Genomic DNA, 14,602 nt, shown 5'->3' with positions numbered 1-14,602 from the left:
CATCCCCCACGTAATAACTACGACCGACCTGCCAAAAAGGGCGTTTTATTTTTAATGGCTACGGCCCAGATAAGCGCCGATAACTTTGCGCTGCTCGGCGCTCGCCCGATAGTAGACGCGAAGCTCGCCTTCGGCATCCAAATCAAAGCGCGCCTCGTCAATCAGGCCATTCTTGTGCGCGGTCATGAGCGCCTCCTGCATGCGCGGCCTTGCAAAGGCGGCAAACGATGCATACTCGGCCGCGAGATCGGCCATCACATCGTCGACGCAAGCCTCGTCATGGCAAACAAAATAATCGAGCATGGCATAGTTAAGCGGAAGCATCCCGATCACCGTCCTTTTTAACCATGTCGAGGGGATTCACGGCGATCAGGCAAATGCCGACGAGGTTGACGACGGCCGCCACCCATGCGACGGACGGAAGCGCGTAGCCGTCAAAGCCCAAGACCAGGCCGACGATAATCCACGTAAACAGCGGCGCTGTAAAGGTATAGGTGCCGTTGATGGCCATGCCCAGCGCCGTGCCGCACATGGAGTTGGCGCGATACCAGCTCATAAACGAAAAGTAGGCGGCAAAACCGGAGCAGGCGAAAAACACGACGGAGGATTTGTCGGTGAGCGCTTGGGCGACAAGGACGTAACTCTGACCAAGGGGCTCTCCGCATGCCAAGGTTAGGGCCGGCAGTACCAAGCACAGGTTGCCGACGCCCGAGACAAGCTGACGGATGTTGATGGCAATCTGAGGATCGATCATGCAGGTGGCGCGGCCGCCCACGCATCCCTCGACGCCCCAGCACAGGGCGGCTAACAGCGCCAGACCCAGGCCGAGCGCCATGCCGGAAGATGCCTGCCCGCTCAGGCCGGCGCTACCGATCATGGCGCCGGCGAACACGCAGACAACGATGCCGGTGACGACACGGGGGCTAAGCGGCTGTCGGTAGAGCACGCGGGCGAGCACCGCACCGATCGCGGGGTTGAGCGCGGCGATGGGCACGGCAAGCGTGCCTGCCTGCGAAAGCGCGATAACGTAGGCGGCAGAAGCGATGGGCCCGCCAATGAAGGCGGCGGCGATAACGATGACGCCGGGCTTTGAGGCGATGCAGCGGCCTAGGTCGGCGAGTTTGCCCTGACCGGCAGTGAAAAACGTGGCCCAGACGGCACTCAGCACGTCATTGACGCCCGAGGCGATCGTGGGCAAGATGAATACCGCCAAAAGGCCGGAGGGAGCAAATGCATCGAACCAACCGGCCCAAACGCCAAAGAGCTGACCGGCGGTAACAAAGGCCGTGTACAGCGCATACATGCAGCTCGAAAGCGCCGCGACAGCGATACCCTTCCTAAAATAGGCAGCATCGAGCGCACGCTTCTTTGCCACCGCGAGCTCGCGATTGCCCAAGGACGTCGATGTGTCCACGTAGCCTCCTATCGGTTACCTGCCAAAAAGGGACAGGTTTATTTTGGCAGGTTTTATCTGGGCAAACGAAAAATCCCCACCGTTCGGTGCAAAGAGGACGTGCTACTTTGCGTCGATAAGAAAAGGGCCGTGCACCAATTGGGTGCACGGCCCTTTTGCCATGAATGCGAGCGATTCCTCGGCGAGCTATTTACTCAGCAGCCTCGGTGGTCTCGGCCTCGGCAGCGGCCTCCTCGACGGGAGCCTCTGCGGGAGCCTCGGCGGCCTGCTTGGCAGCCTCCTCGGCAAACTTAGCGGCACGCTTGGCCTTCTCGGCAGCCTTAGCCTCAGCGGCGGCCTTGCGAGCGGCCTCGGCCTCAGCAGCCTTGGCGGCCTTGGCAGCCTTGGCCTCCTCGGCCTTCTTGAGCTGGGCGGCAGCAGCGCCACCGAACTTGTCGGCGAAGCGCTGGACGCGTCCACCGGTGTCGACGAACTTCTGCTGGCCGGTGTAGAACGGGTGGCACTCGTTGCAAAGCTCGACCCTCATCTCGGACACGGTAGCGTGCGTCTTGAAGGTGTTGCCGCAGGAGCACGTCACCGTGCACTCGACATACTGGGGATGGATACCCTGCTTCATGGTAGGACTCCTTATTGGTCAGGCGCTGGTTACCGATCAGCGCATAAGGCGTCTTGGTTTCCGACCAAGACAACAAACTCGGCTATGGTACCACGGCGCCGAGCGTCCCACAAAAGGTTCACGGTCTTTACGCCGGAGTACACAGGTGAATCTGCCCGATCGCGGCGCCAACAGAGCCGCCCGAGCTGTCCAAGGTGCCAAAAATACACCCTACGAGACAAGCGCTCCATGTTGCAGACGTGTAACGCCGCAGCAAAGGTGCCCCTTTTTGCACGGGACAGGTACAATGATGAACACTGTACCGTAGCGGAGCGCCGCCGCGCGCCGCTAACACGCGAAAGGGTTTCCCATGGCCGAGATCTCGTCCTCCCGTATCGTCATCACCGTCCTTGGCAAGAACCGCCCCGGCATTGTCGCCGGCGTCACCCGCGTCCTGGGCGAAGCCAATGTCGACATCCGCGACATTACGCAGTCCATTATCGAGGACATCTTCACCATGACCATGCTGGCCGACACCGCCGAGTCCAAGCTCGACTTCGCCGAGCTGCAGAAGGCCCTGGCCGAGGCCGGCGAGCTTTCGGGCGTCAACGTGTCCATCCAGCGCGAGGACGTCTTTAACTTTATGTACCGCCTGTAGCGAACAGGCTGCGTGACGACGGCCCAACGTGCGCCCAGGCGCAACGTCGCCACATAGCCCGGAGAGGAGCGCGCATGGCCTACGACGCCAAGAAAATCTATTACCGCTTCGACGACCACCTGAGCCGCCTGGTCTTGGACTACGAAGCAAGCCGCCAGATTTCGCCCGAAAGCGAAAATCTATACTACGGCATGCCCACCGAGCCTTATGACGAGGGCCTGTTTGTCGAGCACAATGTTAAGCGCGGTCTTCGCAATGCCGACGGATCGGGCGTGGTCGCGGGCCTCACCCGTATCTCGGACGTGCACGGCTACAACAAGGTCGACGGAAAGGCTGTGCCCGATCAGGGTAAGCTCACGCTTCGTGGCTACAGCATCGAAGATCTGGTCAACAATGCCCAGGCCGAGAACCGCTACGGCTACGAAGAAGTCGCCTACCTGCTCATCACGGGCTCGCTGCCCAACAAGGATGAGCTCGACGGCTTTTGCGGGCGTCTGGGCGCGTTTAGGCACCTGAGCGACGAGTACGTTAAGGAATTCCCGATGACCACGGTGTCGTCGAGCATCATGAACGTGCTTCAGCGCGCCGTGCTGCTGCTCTATGCCTTCGACGCCGAGCCCGACGTGATCACCCCCGAGCACGAGATCGATGTTGCCATCTCCATGCTCGCCCGTCTGCCCCGTATTGCCGCCTTCGCGCACATGGCTTCGGTCGCCAAGCGTCGCGGCTCCGAGGTGCATGTGCCGCACCCCACGCCCGGCCTGTCCACGGCCGAGACCATTTTGCAGGTGCTGCGCGGCGGCATGGCGTTTACCCGCGACGAGGCGATGCTGCTCGACGTGATGCTTATGCTCCATGCCGAGCACGGCGGCGGCAACAATTCCACGTTCGCCTGCCGCGTACTGTCGTCGTCGGCCACCGACCCGTATTCGGCCTACGCCGCGGCCATCGGCTCGCTCAAGGGCCCACGCCACGGCGGCGCCAACGCCAAGGTCGTATCCATGCACGAGGACATTCGCGCGCACGTTTCCAACTGGGAAGACGACGACGAGGTCGCTTCCTATCTGGGCAAGATCTTGGACAAGCAGGCCTTCGACGGCACGGGGCTCATCTACGGTATGGGACATGCCGTCTACACGCTCAGCGACCCGCGCGCCGAGGTCTGCCGCCACTACGCGCGCACGCTGGCCGCCAAGAAGGACCTGGGCGAGGAGTTCGCGCTCATCGAGCGTATTGAGCGCCTAGCGCCGCAGGTGATGCGGGACCACGGCATGACCAAACCCATCTGTGCCAACATCGACCTGTATACAGGCTTTATTTACAAGATGCTCGGCGTGCCCGAGACGCTCTTTACGCCGCTGTTCGCCGTCGCGCGCATGGCAGGCTGGTCGGCGCACCGCATGGAAGAGCTCTTCTGCGCGCATCGTATTATTCGCCCGGCATACCGTCCGGTAATCGAGCCACTGGAGTACAAGCCGCTCGCCGACCGTTAGGACGCGCACCGTTATAGAACACGAGCGTGGCCAGGGCATCACCGCCCTCGGCCACGCTTTTTATGCCAGCAGAAAGGGCTGCATCGAATGATTGTTTTTTCCGATATGGATGGAACACTGTTGACGAGTGACAAGCAGATGAGCGACGCCACCTGGGCGATGCTCGACGAGCTCGCACGTCGCGGCATTGAGTTTGTACCGTGCACGGGGCGTCCGCTGTCGGGCGTCTTTGAGGCCATCCTCGCCCATCCCGCCGTGCACTACGCGGTCTGCGCCAATGGTGCTAGCGTCTGGCAGCTCGACGAGGATGTGCCCACCGATGCCTCACGCGCCACGTGCATATTGAGCCGACCGCTCGACCGCGCCATCGCCCACCGCGTCCATAGCATTGCCGCCGGCCACGATGTGACCTTCGATATCTTCGCGGACGGGCAGTGCTTCCTCCCCCGCTCGCTCTACACGCGCCTGGACGAATTCTGCGGCGGAGATCCTCACATCGCGGCTTCGCTCAAGCGCACGCGAACGCCGATCGACATGGATATCGACAGCAAAATCGACGAGGTCGAGGTGCTCGAACGCATCGCCATGTACTGGCACGACTCAGCCGACCGCGATGCTATCGTGGCGGCGCTCGACACACTCGAAGGCATTGAGGTCACGCGTTCGTACGCCATGAATATCGAGGTCATGGGCGGGGGCGCCACCAAGGGAACGGCATTGGCTTGGCTATGTGGGCATCTGGGCGAGCCTCTCGCCGACGCCTGGGCGTTCGGCGACAACATCAACGACATCCCCATGCTGCAGGCAGCGGGCCACGGTACGGCGATGATCAATGCCGAGCCCGAGGACCGCGAAGCCGCCGGCGCCATCACCGAATACGACAACGACCACGACGGCGTCGCCCGCGCCATCATGGCCGCCCTCGCCTAGCAGCAGCAACCCGGCAGGGTAGCTAATTTGGGACGGGGCTTTTTTAGCTACCCTGGTCACAGTAGTCGTTGGGGGCACTCTTCGCGGGGCGCTGCAAGGACTGTCCCCATCTGCCGAATTAGGCGAGACTCTCCAGCACGCGACGGAGCTCCTGCTGGACGGCGTGGTCGCGGTTGCACCCCACCACGCGATCGGCGACTGCCTTGAGCGCGGGGCGCGCGTTTTCCATCGCGCAGCCCGTGCCGACAAAGCGAATGATCTCGTAGTCGTTCATCGAGTCGCCAAACGCCATGACCTCGTCGCGTTCGACGCCATAGTGCTCCATGAGCTGTGCGATGCCCGAGGCCTTCGACACACCGGGCTGCATGGCATCGATCCACGCGTTGCCCGAAGGCGCAAAGGTAAAGAACTGGCCGAGTTCGCGCTGCAGTACGTAAGCGCTGTCCATAACGGCACCATCATCGCAAAAGATACTCGCCTTGATGATATTTACGCTGGGATCGGGCAGCTCCCAAATGCGCTCGGCATTGGGAAGGTCCTTATCCACCTCGCGCACGAACTTACTCTCGTCATCGAGCAAGAAGGACTTGGTTCGGTCAAAGAGTGCAAGATGCAGATTGGGAAACGTCGCGACGGCCTGGGCTAGCTTTCGAATCGCCAGGTGCGAATACACCTCACGGCCTACCATTTTGCCGTCGGCGTAGACCTGGGCACCGTTAGCTGCGACAAAGTCCATTTTGTCGCGAACGGGCGCAAAGAACTCGCACAGGCGATCGTAGCGGCGGCCTGACGACGCGGCAAAATGCACGCCATGCTCGCGTAGTGCCAGGATCAGTTCGTAGGTCTCGGGAGGCACCTGGCCGTTTTCGTCAAGCAGCGTGCCGTCCATATCGGATGCAATCAGCTTAAACATAGTAAAGCTCCCTTCGGGCTTGCTGGAATCGAACGTGTATCCGATTCCAACGTACCCAAAGGGAGCTCAAATAAGACCCCGCAGTCATAAACGTTACATAGACCTGGCAAATAGCTCACGCGCGCCAGAGAGCCCACGGTCGCGGCGTCAGGCGACACGCCAAAGAGTGTCCCCAGCGACTAGTCGTTTAAGAACGTCCCCGATGACTAGTCGGCGTAGGTGAAGGTCGTGACGTCGAACATGCCCTCGGGGCGGATGCGGAGCGTCGGGATGACCGGCAGGGGCAGGAAGATGATGCCCATGATGGGGTCGAGCGGCGGCTCAATACCCATGGCGCGCGCCTTGACCATAAAGTCGTCGTGCTGCGCTGCGACATCCTCGGCCGTGCCCTCGCTCATCAGGCCACCGAGCGCCAGCGGAATGCGCGCCACGACCTCGCCGTTGCGCACCAGCACGTGACCGCCCTGGCCCACGGCCTCAACAGCAGCCATCATATCGGCGGCGTTGTCGCCCACCACGCACACGTTGTGCGAGTCGTGGCCGATCGTGGAGGCAATGGCACCACCGGTGATGGTGAAACCGCGCACCCAGCCGCGACCGATATGCTTGCCGACCAGGCCCAGGCCATCGGGGCCGTCGCCGTCGACGCCCTCGGCTTGCAGCGACACGCCGCGGCCATGGCGCTCAATCAGCATAATGCGGCGCAGGCCCTCGGCGCTCTCGGGGCGAGCCATACCCGTGATGGCCTTACCCGGCACCACGTCAATCACAGCCTCGCCCGGCTTAAAGGCATAGTCGAAAACGTCGAGCGAAAGCTTCGGCAGCTTAACAGAGGCGCGCAGCTCGTCGGCAAGGGCTGCAACCTCAGCCATCTCGGGTGCGATCTCGCCCACAAAGGCGCCATCCTGCGCCACCAGAGCACCGGCGGCATATACGCGATGCGGGGCCGTGGCAAACGTCAGATCGTTGAGCACCAGCAGGTCGGCACGCTTACCCGGAGCGATGGCGCCGCGGAGCTCATGCGGATCGCGGCAACCGTGGTCCAGACCAAAGGCCTCGGCCGTGGAAAGGGACGCCATGGAGATGGCGACCACCGGGTCGATGCCGGCCTCGATGGCCACGCGGCAGGCGTTGTCGATCATGCCGGTCGAAAGCGCGTCGGAGGGGGCGCGGTCGTCGGTCGCAAAGCAGCAGCGGCGAGCACGGGCGGGGTTTTCCAGCAGCATAGGCGACAGGTTGGCAAGATCATGGCTGCAGGTGCCTTCGCGCAGCATGACATACATGCCGCGGGATAGCTTGTCGAGCGCTTCCTCGGGAATCGTCGACTCGTGGTCGGCGATAATACCCGCCGCGGCATAGGCGTTGAGATCCTTGCCGGCAACAAGCGGAGCATGACCGTCAACCTGCTTGGACGGTGTCTGGTTGGCAGCATCGATGCGAGCGCAGGTCTCGGGGTCGGCCATAAAGACACCCGGCAGGTTCATCATTTCGCCCAGGCCAAAGACGTCGCCCGGATGCTCGGCAAAAAACGCCTGCATATCGGCAGCAGTGATGACGGCACCGGCCTGCTCGTCGGGCAGTGCGGGCACGCACGAAGGCATCATGTACTTGATGGAGATGGGCGCGCGACAACCGTCCTCGATCATAAAGCGCAGGCCGTCTAGGCCGGAAACGTTAGCGATCTCGTGACTGTCGGCAATAGCGGTGGTGGTACCACGCGTCGCCGCCATGCGCGCATACTCGGCAGGGCGGATGTTCGAAGACTCGATATGCAAGTGTCCGTCAATAAAACCGGGTGCGAGATAGCGACCCTGACAGTCGATGACCTCAGCTGCCTCGTACGTGCCAGCAGCGTCATCTCGACCATCGTAGAGAACACCGACGATCACGCCGTCCTTGACGGCGACGCTACCGGGCGCCACGCGCTGACCGTACACATCAACGATCTGTGCGTTGGCAAACAGCGTGTCGACGGGCACGCGGCCCTCGGCGGCATCGATCACAGACCTCATGACCTCAACGGACATACATACTCCTTTAACCGTAGAAAAAAGCTGCGGAGCGGACAGACCTTCACCGCAGCAAGCCAATAGCCATTGTATGCCCAAACGATGGACCAGCAATACGCCCCTCTGCTTAACGGCACACACCACTTGGCGCAATGGAGACAGGCTGCTTTGCACCACTGACAAGGAGTGTCCCAAAGTGCCGGCACAAAAGGATCATCCCTAAGTGCCAAAAAGGCCGCAGTCGGAAATCCCGGCTGCGGCCTTGTTGCACTTGTGAGGTCAACTTGCTCGTTAGACCAACTTAAAGCCCTTGCGCTTGCCCACGGAGAGGGTGTCGCCCAGCTTGAGGGCACTGGGGTCGATGTTGTAGCTCTTGGGAGCCACGGCCTTGCCGTTGATCTTGACACCGCCGCCGTCAATGTCGCGACGGGCCTGACCGGCGCTGGCCGAAAGACCCAGGTCCTTGAGCAGGCCGGCAAGGTAAATCTGGCCCTCGTCGTTTACGGTCAGCTCAATATGCTTCTCGGGGAAGTCGGCGAGCTGGCCCTCCTTGAACACGCGGTCGAACTCGGCCTGAGCCTCGTCGCCGGCACCGGCGCCGTGGTAGGTGTCGCACAGGTCGCGGCCCAGAGCGCGCTTGAGCTCATAGGGATCGGCAGAGCCATCGGCCAGGGCAGCGTCGATCTTGTCGACCTCGGCCGGGGTGAGCGAGCTCGCCAGGCGGTAGTACTTGCCAATCATCTCGTCGGGGATGGACATGGTCTTGCCGAACATATCCTTAGGCGCGTCGGTCAGACCGATGTAGTTGCCATAGGACTTGGACATCTTACGGACGCCATCGGTGCCCTCGAGCAGCGGCATGGTGAGCGCGATCTGCGGCTCCATGCCCATCTTCTCCATGAGCTCACGGCCGGCGAGCAGGTTGAAAAGCTGGTCGGTGCCGCCCATCTCCACGTCAGCCTTGATCATGACCGAATCGTATGCCTGCATCACGGGATACAGGAACTCGTGCAGGGCGATCGGCGTCTGGGACTGATAGCGCTTGGTAAAGTCATCGCGCTCAAGAATGCGGGCGACGGTGAACTTGGAGCACACCTGCAGCAGACCGGCCAGGTCCATCGACAAGATCCAGTCGCCGTTGTGCACGATGGTGGTCTTCTCGGGGTCCAAGATCTTCATGGCCTGGCTCACGTAGGTCTCGGCGTTGGCCTCGATCTGCTCCTGAGAAAGCTGCGGGCGGGTGGAGTTCTTGCCCGAAGGATCGCCGATCAGTGCGGTACCGTTGCCGATGATCAGGGTGACGTTGTGGCCCAGGTCCTGGAACTGGCGCATCTTGCGCAGGGGCACGGCGTGCCCCAGGTGCAGGTCGGGGCTGGTGGGATCGACGCCGAGCTTGATGTTGAGGGGCTCACCCTTCTCAAGCTTCTTACGAAGGTCGGCCTCGGGGACGATCTTCGCGGCGCCCGAGGTGATGATACGCATTTGCTCGTCAACAGACAGCATTGGGTATCCTCCTTTTGCTATAGCACCCTCGCCGAAAACGGCGGTGCTGGAAGTCCATAAACTCTCATATGATAACAAACTGACGCGACGCGGCACCTACGACAGGAAAATCCTCGTCCTGCCGCATGCGTCGATGGCAACTGGCAGACGTGTACCGTCACGCTCAACCAGATAGCGCGTCTGCCGGCGACGCAAGCAGTCGCGGCAACAGGCCTGTCCCGTCGCATCGGTGGCACAGACGCCCTCGGCGGTCAGCAGGCAGTGCTCGCACACCATGAGCTCGGGACGGTCGGTATCGACGGGGCCCAGGACGCCAGGACAGGCGGCAAGCTCGGCAACGCGTTTCGCATCGTGAGCGACAAGTTCGGCAGGCAAAAACACGCGCTGCGCCCCAAGCCCTCGCAACCAGGCGAGCGTTGCCCGGTTCGCACAGAACACCGGCGCTGCCACGTCAAAGGCGACGCGCAGTTCGCGAGCTATCGCCACTTGTCCCAGATTACGGCAGACGATGCGGCCGGCGCGCTGCATGAGCGACCGAGTCCGCTCGATATCGCCCACACGGCAGACCTCGTCGAGCACAACAGTCGCACCGGACAGGTCGAGCTCTTCGTTCGGGTCCTGGTCCATCAGCTGCCAGGCAAAGACCAAGCGAGCGGCGACAGACTCTGCAGGTTCTTCCAGCTGCGCGCCACCATCCATCAGAACGCCTGCAAACGGCAGCGTCTCGACAGCGCGTTTCGCAAGCGCGACCGCATCGGCCTCGGCCCGCATGCGCTCCAGTGCCGCTGCCGTTTGCTCAAGCACACCAGCGCTGCGAATCAGATACACTTCGCAGCCCGCGTCGACCTTGCGCTTGCAATGGACAACGATGCGCTCCCCCGCCGCGGCATCCACCGGGCAAGGAACTTGCGGCCAGCGTTTAGGTACATCGGGGCGCGCGTCGGCGCCCGGGTAAAACCTAATCTCGAGCGTATCGCCCGCCGCCACGGCGGCATCGAGCTCGACGGTCACTTCCTCGTGTCCCACGGCAACCAAACGGCCCACACGCACGCCCTGGTTGATCGCGCGTTCAAAACTCATAAGCTCCGCGCCCGAGCGGCCTCGCAGATACGCGTCGGTAAACCCGCGGTTAAACGACCTTCCCAGATCACGTTCGAGCGCCTGCACGGCATCGGGATCCCACGCGCCATCACGCAGCATATCGAGCGCCCGGCGCCACGCCCGCACCACGTTGTAGACGTAGTCGGGGTTCTTCATACGCCCCTCGATCTTGAGCGACGCCACCCCGGCAGCAACAAGCTCGGGTAAATGAGCAATGCCCAGATAGTCACGCGGGCAGAGCAGACGATCGCCTTCGACGGCAACGACGCTCTCCCCAGCCTCATCCACCAAATCGTATGCCAGGCGGCACGGCTGCGTGCAGTCGCCACGCATCGCCGACCGTCCGCGCCGCAGGGCCGAAAACTCGCACGCGCCCGAATAGCCAATGCATATGGCGCCATGGCAGAACACCTCGATGGGCACACCGGTAGCGCAGAGCGTCGCAATCTCTGCCACGGTCAGCTCGCGCGCCGTCGTCACGCGCTCGACCCCCAGCTCGTCAGCCGCCAAACGCACGGCCCCCTTGCTATGGACGCCCGCTTGGGTGGACAGATGAATCTCGACCCCCGGAATTGCCGCATGCAGCGCGCGGGCTAGGCCCGCATCTGCCACGATCAATGCATCGGCGCCCAGCGCATGCGCATGTGCCCCCAGTGCCACGGCTTCGGACAGCTCGTCGTCGAACACAAATACGTTGAGCGTCACGTACACGCGCACACCATGGGCGTGCGCCACGGCACACCCGCGCGCAAATTCGTCGTCACTAAACCCGTGCGCACTCACGCGGGCGTTAAATCCGCTCAACCCGGCATAAATGGCATCGGCACCTGCCGCGATCGCGGCAAGCATCTGACTGAGCCCGCCAGCCGGAGCCAACAGCTCGGGCAGTGCCAGACCCGATGTTGGCGTCCCATTCCCGCATTGTCTGCTAGGCTCCGTCGCCCAAATCGCCATCGGCAAACTCCTTACCAAGGTATGCAATCACTCTGTTAATTGCCGTCAACCAGCATACACGAGGCTTCGCGCGGCTCGATTGGTTTATCGTGTAATAACTTATGTCCATCCTGCCCGACGCATACCCGCCGCCTGGCACGACATACTTGGAGGTCAACATATGGGTCCTCGCCAACGACAGGGACACGGTCGCTCTAAGACGCACGCTCTGCCCGTCATCCTGCTTTCGCTTTTGGGTTTTTTGCTCATCGCGGGCGTAGCATTTGGCATCGGCATGATCGGCAACGTCAACCGCTGGCTGTCCGACCTGCCCGACTACACCGACGCCAACGCCTATCTGGTCAGCGAGCCTACCGAGATTGTTGACTGCAACGGCAACAAGATCGCCAGCTTCTATACCCAAAACCGCAAGTCCATCACCAAGGACCAGGTCTCCCCGTACGTCCTGCAGGGCACGATCGACGTCGAGGACGAGCGTTTCTACGAGCACGGCGGCATAGACCTCTTGGGCATCGCGCGTGCCTCGGTGGCAACCCTTGCCGGCGGCCACGAAGGAGCCTCGACCATCACCCAGCAGCTGGTGCGCAACACCATCCTGCAGGAGGAGCAGTTCGACTCGACCATCGAACGTAAGGTGCGCGAGGCCTATATCGCCATCAAGATGGAGGACATGTACTCCAAAGACGAGATCCTCATGATGTACCTCAACACCATTTACTATGGCCACGGCGCCTATGGCATCGAGGCCGCCGCCGAGACCTACCTCTCCAAGAGTGCTTCCGACCTCACCCTGAGCGAGGCCGCGCTGCTCATCGGTCTGCCCAACTCGCCTTCACAGTACGACCCCACGGTCAATCCCGACCTGGCGCTTTCCCGCCGCAATAAGGTGCTCGACAACATGCTGCGCCTGGGCCACATCACGCAGGAAGAGCACGATGCCGCGCAGGCTGAGCCCATCACCCTCAACGTGACCGAGATCTCGGGCAGCGGCGTCGACGTATACTCACAGCCCTACTTTGTCTCCTACGTCAAGCAGCTGCTCGAGCAGGAGTTCTCCACCGACGTACTCTTTAAGGGTGGCCTGACTGTTAAGACCACCATCGACCCCACCATGCAGCAGGTGGCCGAGGAGGCTGTGCGCTCACAGCTCGACACGCTTTCGCTCGATGGCCTGGACATGGGCATGGTTGTCGTTGACCCCAAGACCGGCTACATCAAGTGCATGGTGGGCGGCTACGACTACAACGCCGACGAGAATCACGTGAACCACGCTACGGCAAAGCGCCCCGTGGGCTCCACGTTTAAGGCCTTTACGCTGGCAACTGCCATCCAAAACGGCATGAACCCCAACGTCATTCTCAACTGCAACTCGCCACTCAAGGCCAAGGGCACCACGACCGAGGTGCAAAACTATGACAAACAGAGCTATGGCAACATCACGCTTAAGCAGGCAACGGCATACTCATCCAACACCGGCTATATTCAGGTGGCCGAAGCCATCGGCAATGACAAGATCATGTCGCTCGTCAAAAAGCTCGGCATCGATCCCGCCAAGGACAATATCGAGGACGTTCCCGTCATGACGCTCGGCACCGGGTCCATCTCACCGCTCGAGATGGCATCGGCCTACGCCGCTTTTGCCAACGGCGGCTATTATCGCCAGCCGATCGCCATCACCGAGATCGACTCGCGTACCGGCTCGGTTCTGTACCAGCACACCGACAATCCCACGCGGGTGCTCACCGAAGGTGAGGCTGCCGCGGTTACCGACGTTCTATCCGGCGTCATGCAGGGCAGCGGCACGGGTGCCGCCGGCGCGCTGAGCGTCAACCAGCCCTATGCCGGCAAGACGGGCACCACTGACAACACCACCAACCTGTGGTTCTGCGGCTACACGCCGCAACTGGCATGCGCCCTGTGGACCGGTTATTCCGCAGGCGAGATTCCCATCCAAAAGTACGGTTCGGACCTGCTGGGCGACAGCACCAACCTGCCCGTCTTTAAGAAGTTCATGAACACCGTTCTTGCGGGCGCCGAGCGCGAGGAGTTCCCGACCGGAACGGCTCCCACGTACAAGAACAATAACGTCTGGAAGTTCTACGGCACAAACAACAAGAAGAAGGAAGAGGGCGAGGATAAGGACGAAGACGAGGAAGAAGAGGAGGAGACCACCGGCGGGAGCGGCAACGAGGGCGGTAACACCGGCGGCGAAGGCGATGGCGGCAGTACCACCCCTACTCCCGACCCCAGCCCCAGCCCCGATCCCAGCCCCAGCCCCGACCCTGGCCCGACCCCCGATCCCAGCCCTAGCCCGACCCCCGATCCCTCCACAGATCAGTAGATAGCAAAGCGCCCGAGCAGCTCAAATGCTCGGGCGCTTTTAGCTGGGACATACATGGCATATCGCGCGCAATCGAGATGCCACAACAGGAGCGTCACAAAAAGGGCGTCGGCTCAAAACCGACGCCCCTGTATTTCCACCGTCTTAGCTGGCGTTGTTTACGCGCGTAAAGCTATTTACGCGTGGCACTGAGCTTGTTAATCAACGCTTCGAGGCGTTCGCCATCCTCGGCAGTCTGAGCGATAACCAAAATCGTGTCATTGCCGGCAAGCGATCCGAGCACATCGGGCAGCTCGGCCGCATCGACAGCCGCGGCAATGCCCGAGGCGGTGCCGGGCTGAGCCTTAATCATAACCAGGTTGTCGGTGCGCAACACACCGGTAACCAGCTCGGAGACCATGCGCTGCAGGTGCAGGTCCTCAGCCAGAACATAGATGCCCTCGGGCAGTTTGCGCAGCCCCATATCGGCGATGTCACGCGAAACCGTCGCCTGCGTGCAATCAAAGCCCATGGCGCGGAGTTCGTCCACCAGCACGCGCTGCGTACGCACGTCTTTATTGCGCACGATATCTCTGATGGCATCCTGGCGCCCGTTGCGTTTTTTAGCCATATAAAACCTCACTCCATAGATGGCGAAGACAATCTATCAGTGATTGAATAGTTTAGCGCTATTTGAGGCTATTTGTGAATA

Annotated in this window: 12 protein-coding genes; 4 read left to right on the top strand and 8 right to left on the bottom strand. The window is 61.7% G+C overall.

What is annotated here, in order from left to right:
• Positions 1-51: 51 nt before the first annotated feature.
• The 3 genes from ACTQ1S_RS00200 to rpmE form a co-directional block, all read right to left on the bottom strand.
• A complete protein-coding gene (locus tag ACTQ1S_RS00200; protein ID WP_441048323.1) occupies positions 52-324 on the bottom strand; it encodes a hypothetical protein in 273 nt (90 codons plus the stop codon).
• Positions 311-1,414, bottom strand: coding sequence for a hypothetical protein (locus ACTQ1S_RS00195; protein ID WP_441032943.1), 1,104 nt, complete (start codon positions 1,412-1,414; stop codon positions 311-313). Before ACTQ1S_RS00195 ends, ACTQ1S_RS00200 begins: the two co-directional genes overlap by 14 nt.
• A 190-nt stretch (positions 1,415-1,604) precedes the next feature.
• Positions 1,605-2,030, bottom strand: coding sequence for a 50S ribosomal protein L31 (gene rpmE, locus ACTQ1S_RS00190; RefSeq protein WP_154516018.1), 426 nt, complete (start codon positions 2,028-2,030; stop codon positions 1,605-1,607).
• 349 nt (positions 2,031-2,379) lie between these two features.
• Between rpmE and ACTQ1S_RS00185 the strand changes: the two genes are divergently transcribed.
• From ACTQ1S_RS00185 to ACTQ1S_RS00175, 3 genes are all read left to right on the top strand, one after another.
• Positions 2,380-2,667 (top strand): ACT domain-containing protein, encoded by a 288-nt coding sequence (locus ACTQ1S_RS00185; RefSeq protein ID WP_006235289.1) that lies wholly within the window; start codon positions 2,380-2,382, stop codon positions 2,665-2,667.
• A 74-nt stretch (positions 2,668-2,741) separates the two neighbouring features.
• Positions 2,742-4,160, top strand: a complete 1,419-nt coding sequence (locus ACTQ1S_RS00180; RefSeq protein WP_441048324.1) for a citrate synthase — start codon at positions 2,742-2,744, stop codon at positions 4,158-4,160.
• Positions 4,161-4,247: 87 nt separating this feature from the next.
• A complete protein-coding gene (locus tag ACTQ1S_RS00175) occupies positions 4,248-5,090 on the top strand; it encodes a Cof-type HAD-IIB family hydrolase (protein ID WP_441546764.1) in 843 nt (280 codons plus the stop codon).
• Between the two features lie 118 nt (positions 5,091-5,208).
• Here ACTQ1S_RS00175 and ACTQ1S_RS00170 read toward each other — a convergent pair whose 3' ends face one another.
• The 4 genes from ACTQ1S_RS00170 to ACTQ1S_RS00155 all read right to left on the bottom strand — a co-directional run bounded on the left by ACTQ1S_RS00170 (position 5,209) and on the right by ACTQ1S_RS00155 (position 11,570).
• Positions 5,209-6,003: a Cof-type HAD-IIB family hydrolase gene (locus ACTQ1S_RS00170; RefSeq protein WP_427794984.1), complete on the bottom strand. Its 795-nt coding sequence runs from the start codon at positions 6,001-6,003 to the stop codon at positions 5,209-5,211.
• 206 nt (positions 6,004-6,209) lie between these two features.
• A complete protein-coding gene (locus tag ACTQ1S_RS00165) occupies positions 6,210-8,030 on the bottom strand; it encodes an adenine deaminase (protein WP_441056895.1) in 1,821 nt (606 codons plus the stop codon).
• A gap of 273 nt (positions 8,031-8,303) precedes the next feature.
• On the bottom strand, positions 8,304-9,515 hold the full coding sequence (tyrS, locus tag ACTQ1S_RS00160) for a tyrosine--tRNA ligase (RefSeq protein ID WP_154516034.1): 1,212 nt from the start codon (positions 9,513-9,515) through the stop codon (positions 8,304-8,306).
• Between the two features lie 96 nt (positions 9,516-9,611).
• Complete coding sequence (locus tag ACTQ1S_RS00155; RefSeq protein ID WP_441546763.1) at positions 9,612-11,570, bottom strand: U32 family peptidase; 1,959 nt, start codon at positions 11,568-11,570, stop codon at positions 9,612-9,614.
• A gap of 160 nt (positions 11,571-11,730) precedes the next feature.
• On the opposite strand from ACTQ1S_RS00155, the gene ACTQ1S_RS00150 reads away from it, so the two are divergent.
• Positions 11,731-13,911 (top strand): transglycosylase domain-containing protein, encoded by a 2,181-nt coding sequence (locus tag ACTQ1S_RS00150; RefSeq protein WP_441546762.1) that lies wholly within the window; start codon positions 11,731-11,733, stop codon positions 13,909-13,911.
• Positions 13,912-14,083: 172 nt separating this feature from the next.
• On the opposite strand, the gene ACTQ1S_RS00145 is transcribed toward ACTQ1S_RS00150, so the two are convergent.
• On the bottom strand, positions 14,084-14,521 hold the full coding sequence (locus tag ACTQ1S_RS00145; RefSeq protein WP_441546761.1) for an arginine repressor: 438 nt from the start codon (positions 14,519-14,521) through the stop codon (positions 14,084-14,086).
• Positions 14,522-14,602: the final 81 nt, after the last annotated feature.

This window comes from Collinsella sp. LCP21S3_D3 (assembly GCF_052118305.1).
Lineage (GTDB): Bacteria > Actinomycetota > Coriobacteriia > Coriobacteriales > Coriobacteriaceae > Collinsella.
The sequence above is the reverse complement of the archived record's forward strand: the minus strand, read 5'-3'. Positions and strand labels throughout refer to the sequence as shown.

Excerpts from the sequence above, each read along its gene's own strand:
- tyrS (WP_154516034.1), bottom strand. The coding sequence starts at position 9,515 with ATGCTGTCTGTTGACGAGCAAATGCGTATCATCACCTCGGGCGCCGCG.
- ACTQ1S_RS00200 (WP_441048323.1), bottom strand. The coding sequence starts at position 324 with ATGCTTCCGCTTAACTATGCCATGCTCGATTATTTTGTTTGCCATGAC.
- ACTQ1S_RS00165 (WP_441056895.1), bottom strand. The coding sequence starts at position 8,030 with ATGTCCGTTGAGGTCATGAGGTCTGTGATCGATGCCGCCGAGGGCCGC.
- ACTQ1S_RS00170 (WP_427794984.1), bottom strand. The coding sequence starts at position 6,003 with ATGTTTAAGCTGATTGCATCCGATATGGACGGCACGCTGCTTGACGAA.
- ACTQ1S_RS00155 (WP_441546763.1), bottom strand. The coding sequence starts at position 11,570 with ATGGCGATTTGGGCGACGGAGCCTAGCAGACAATGCGGGAATGGGACG.
- ACTQ1S_RS00185 (WP_006235289.1), top strand. The coding sequence starts at position 2,380 with ATGGCCGAGATCTCGTCCTCCCGTATCGTCATCACCGTCCTTGGCAAG.
- rpmE (WP_154516018.1), bottom strand. The coding sequence starts at position 2,030 with ATGAAGCAGGGTATCCATCCCCAGTATGTCGAGTGCACGGTGACGTGC.
- ACTQ1S_RS00145 (WP_441546761.1), bottom strand. The coding sequence starts at position 14,521 with ATGGCTAAAAAACGCAACGGGCGCCAGGATGCCATCAGAGATATCGTG.
- ACTQ1S_RS00175 (WP_441546764.1), top strand. The coding sequence starts at position 4,248 with ATGATTGTTTTTTCCGATATGGATGGAACACTGTTGACGAGTGACAAG.
- ACTQ1S_RS00180 (WP_441048324.1), top strand. The coding sequence starts at position 2,742 with ATGGCCTACGACGCCAAGAAAATCTATTACCGCTTCGACGACCACCTG.
- ACTQ1S_RS00150 (WP_441546762.1), top strand. The coding sequence starts at position 11,731 with ATGGGTCCTCGCCAACGACAGGGACACGGTCGCTCTAAGACGCACGCT.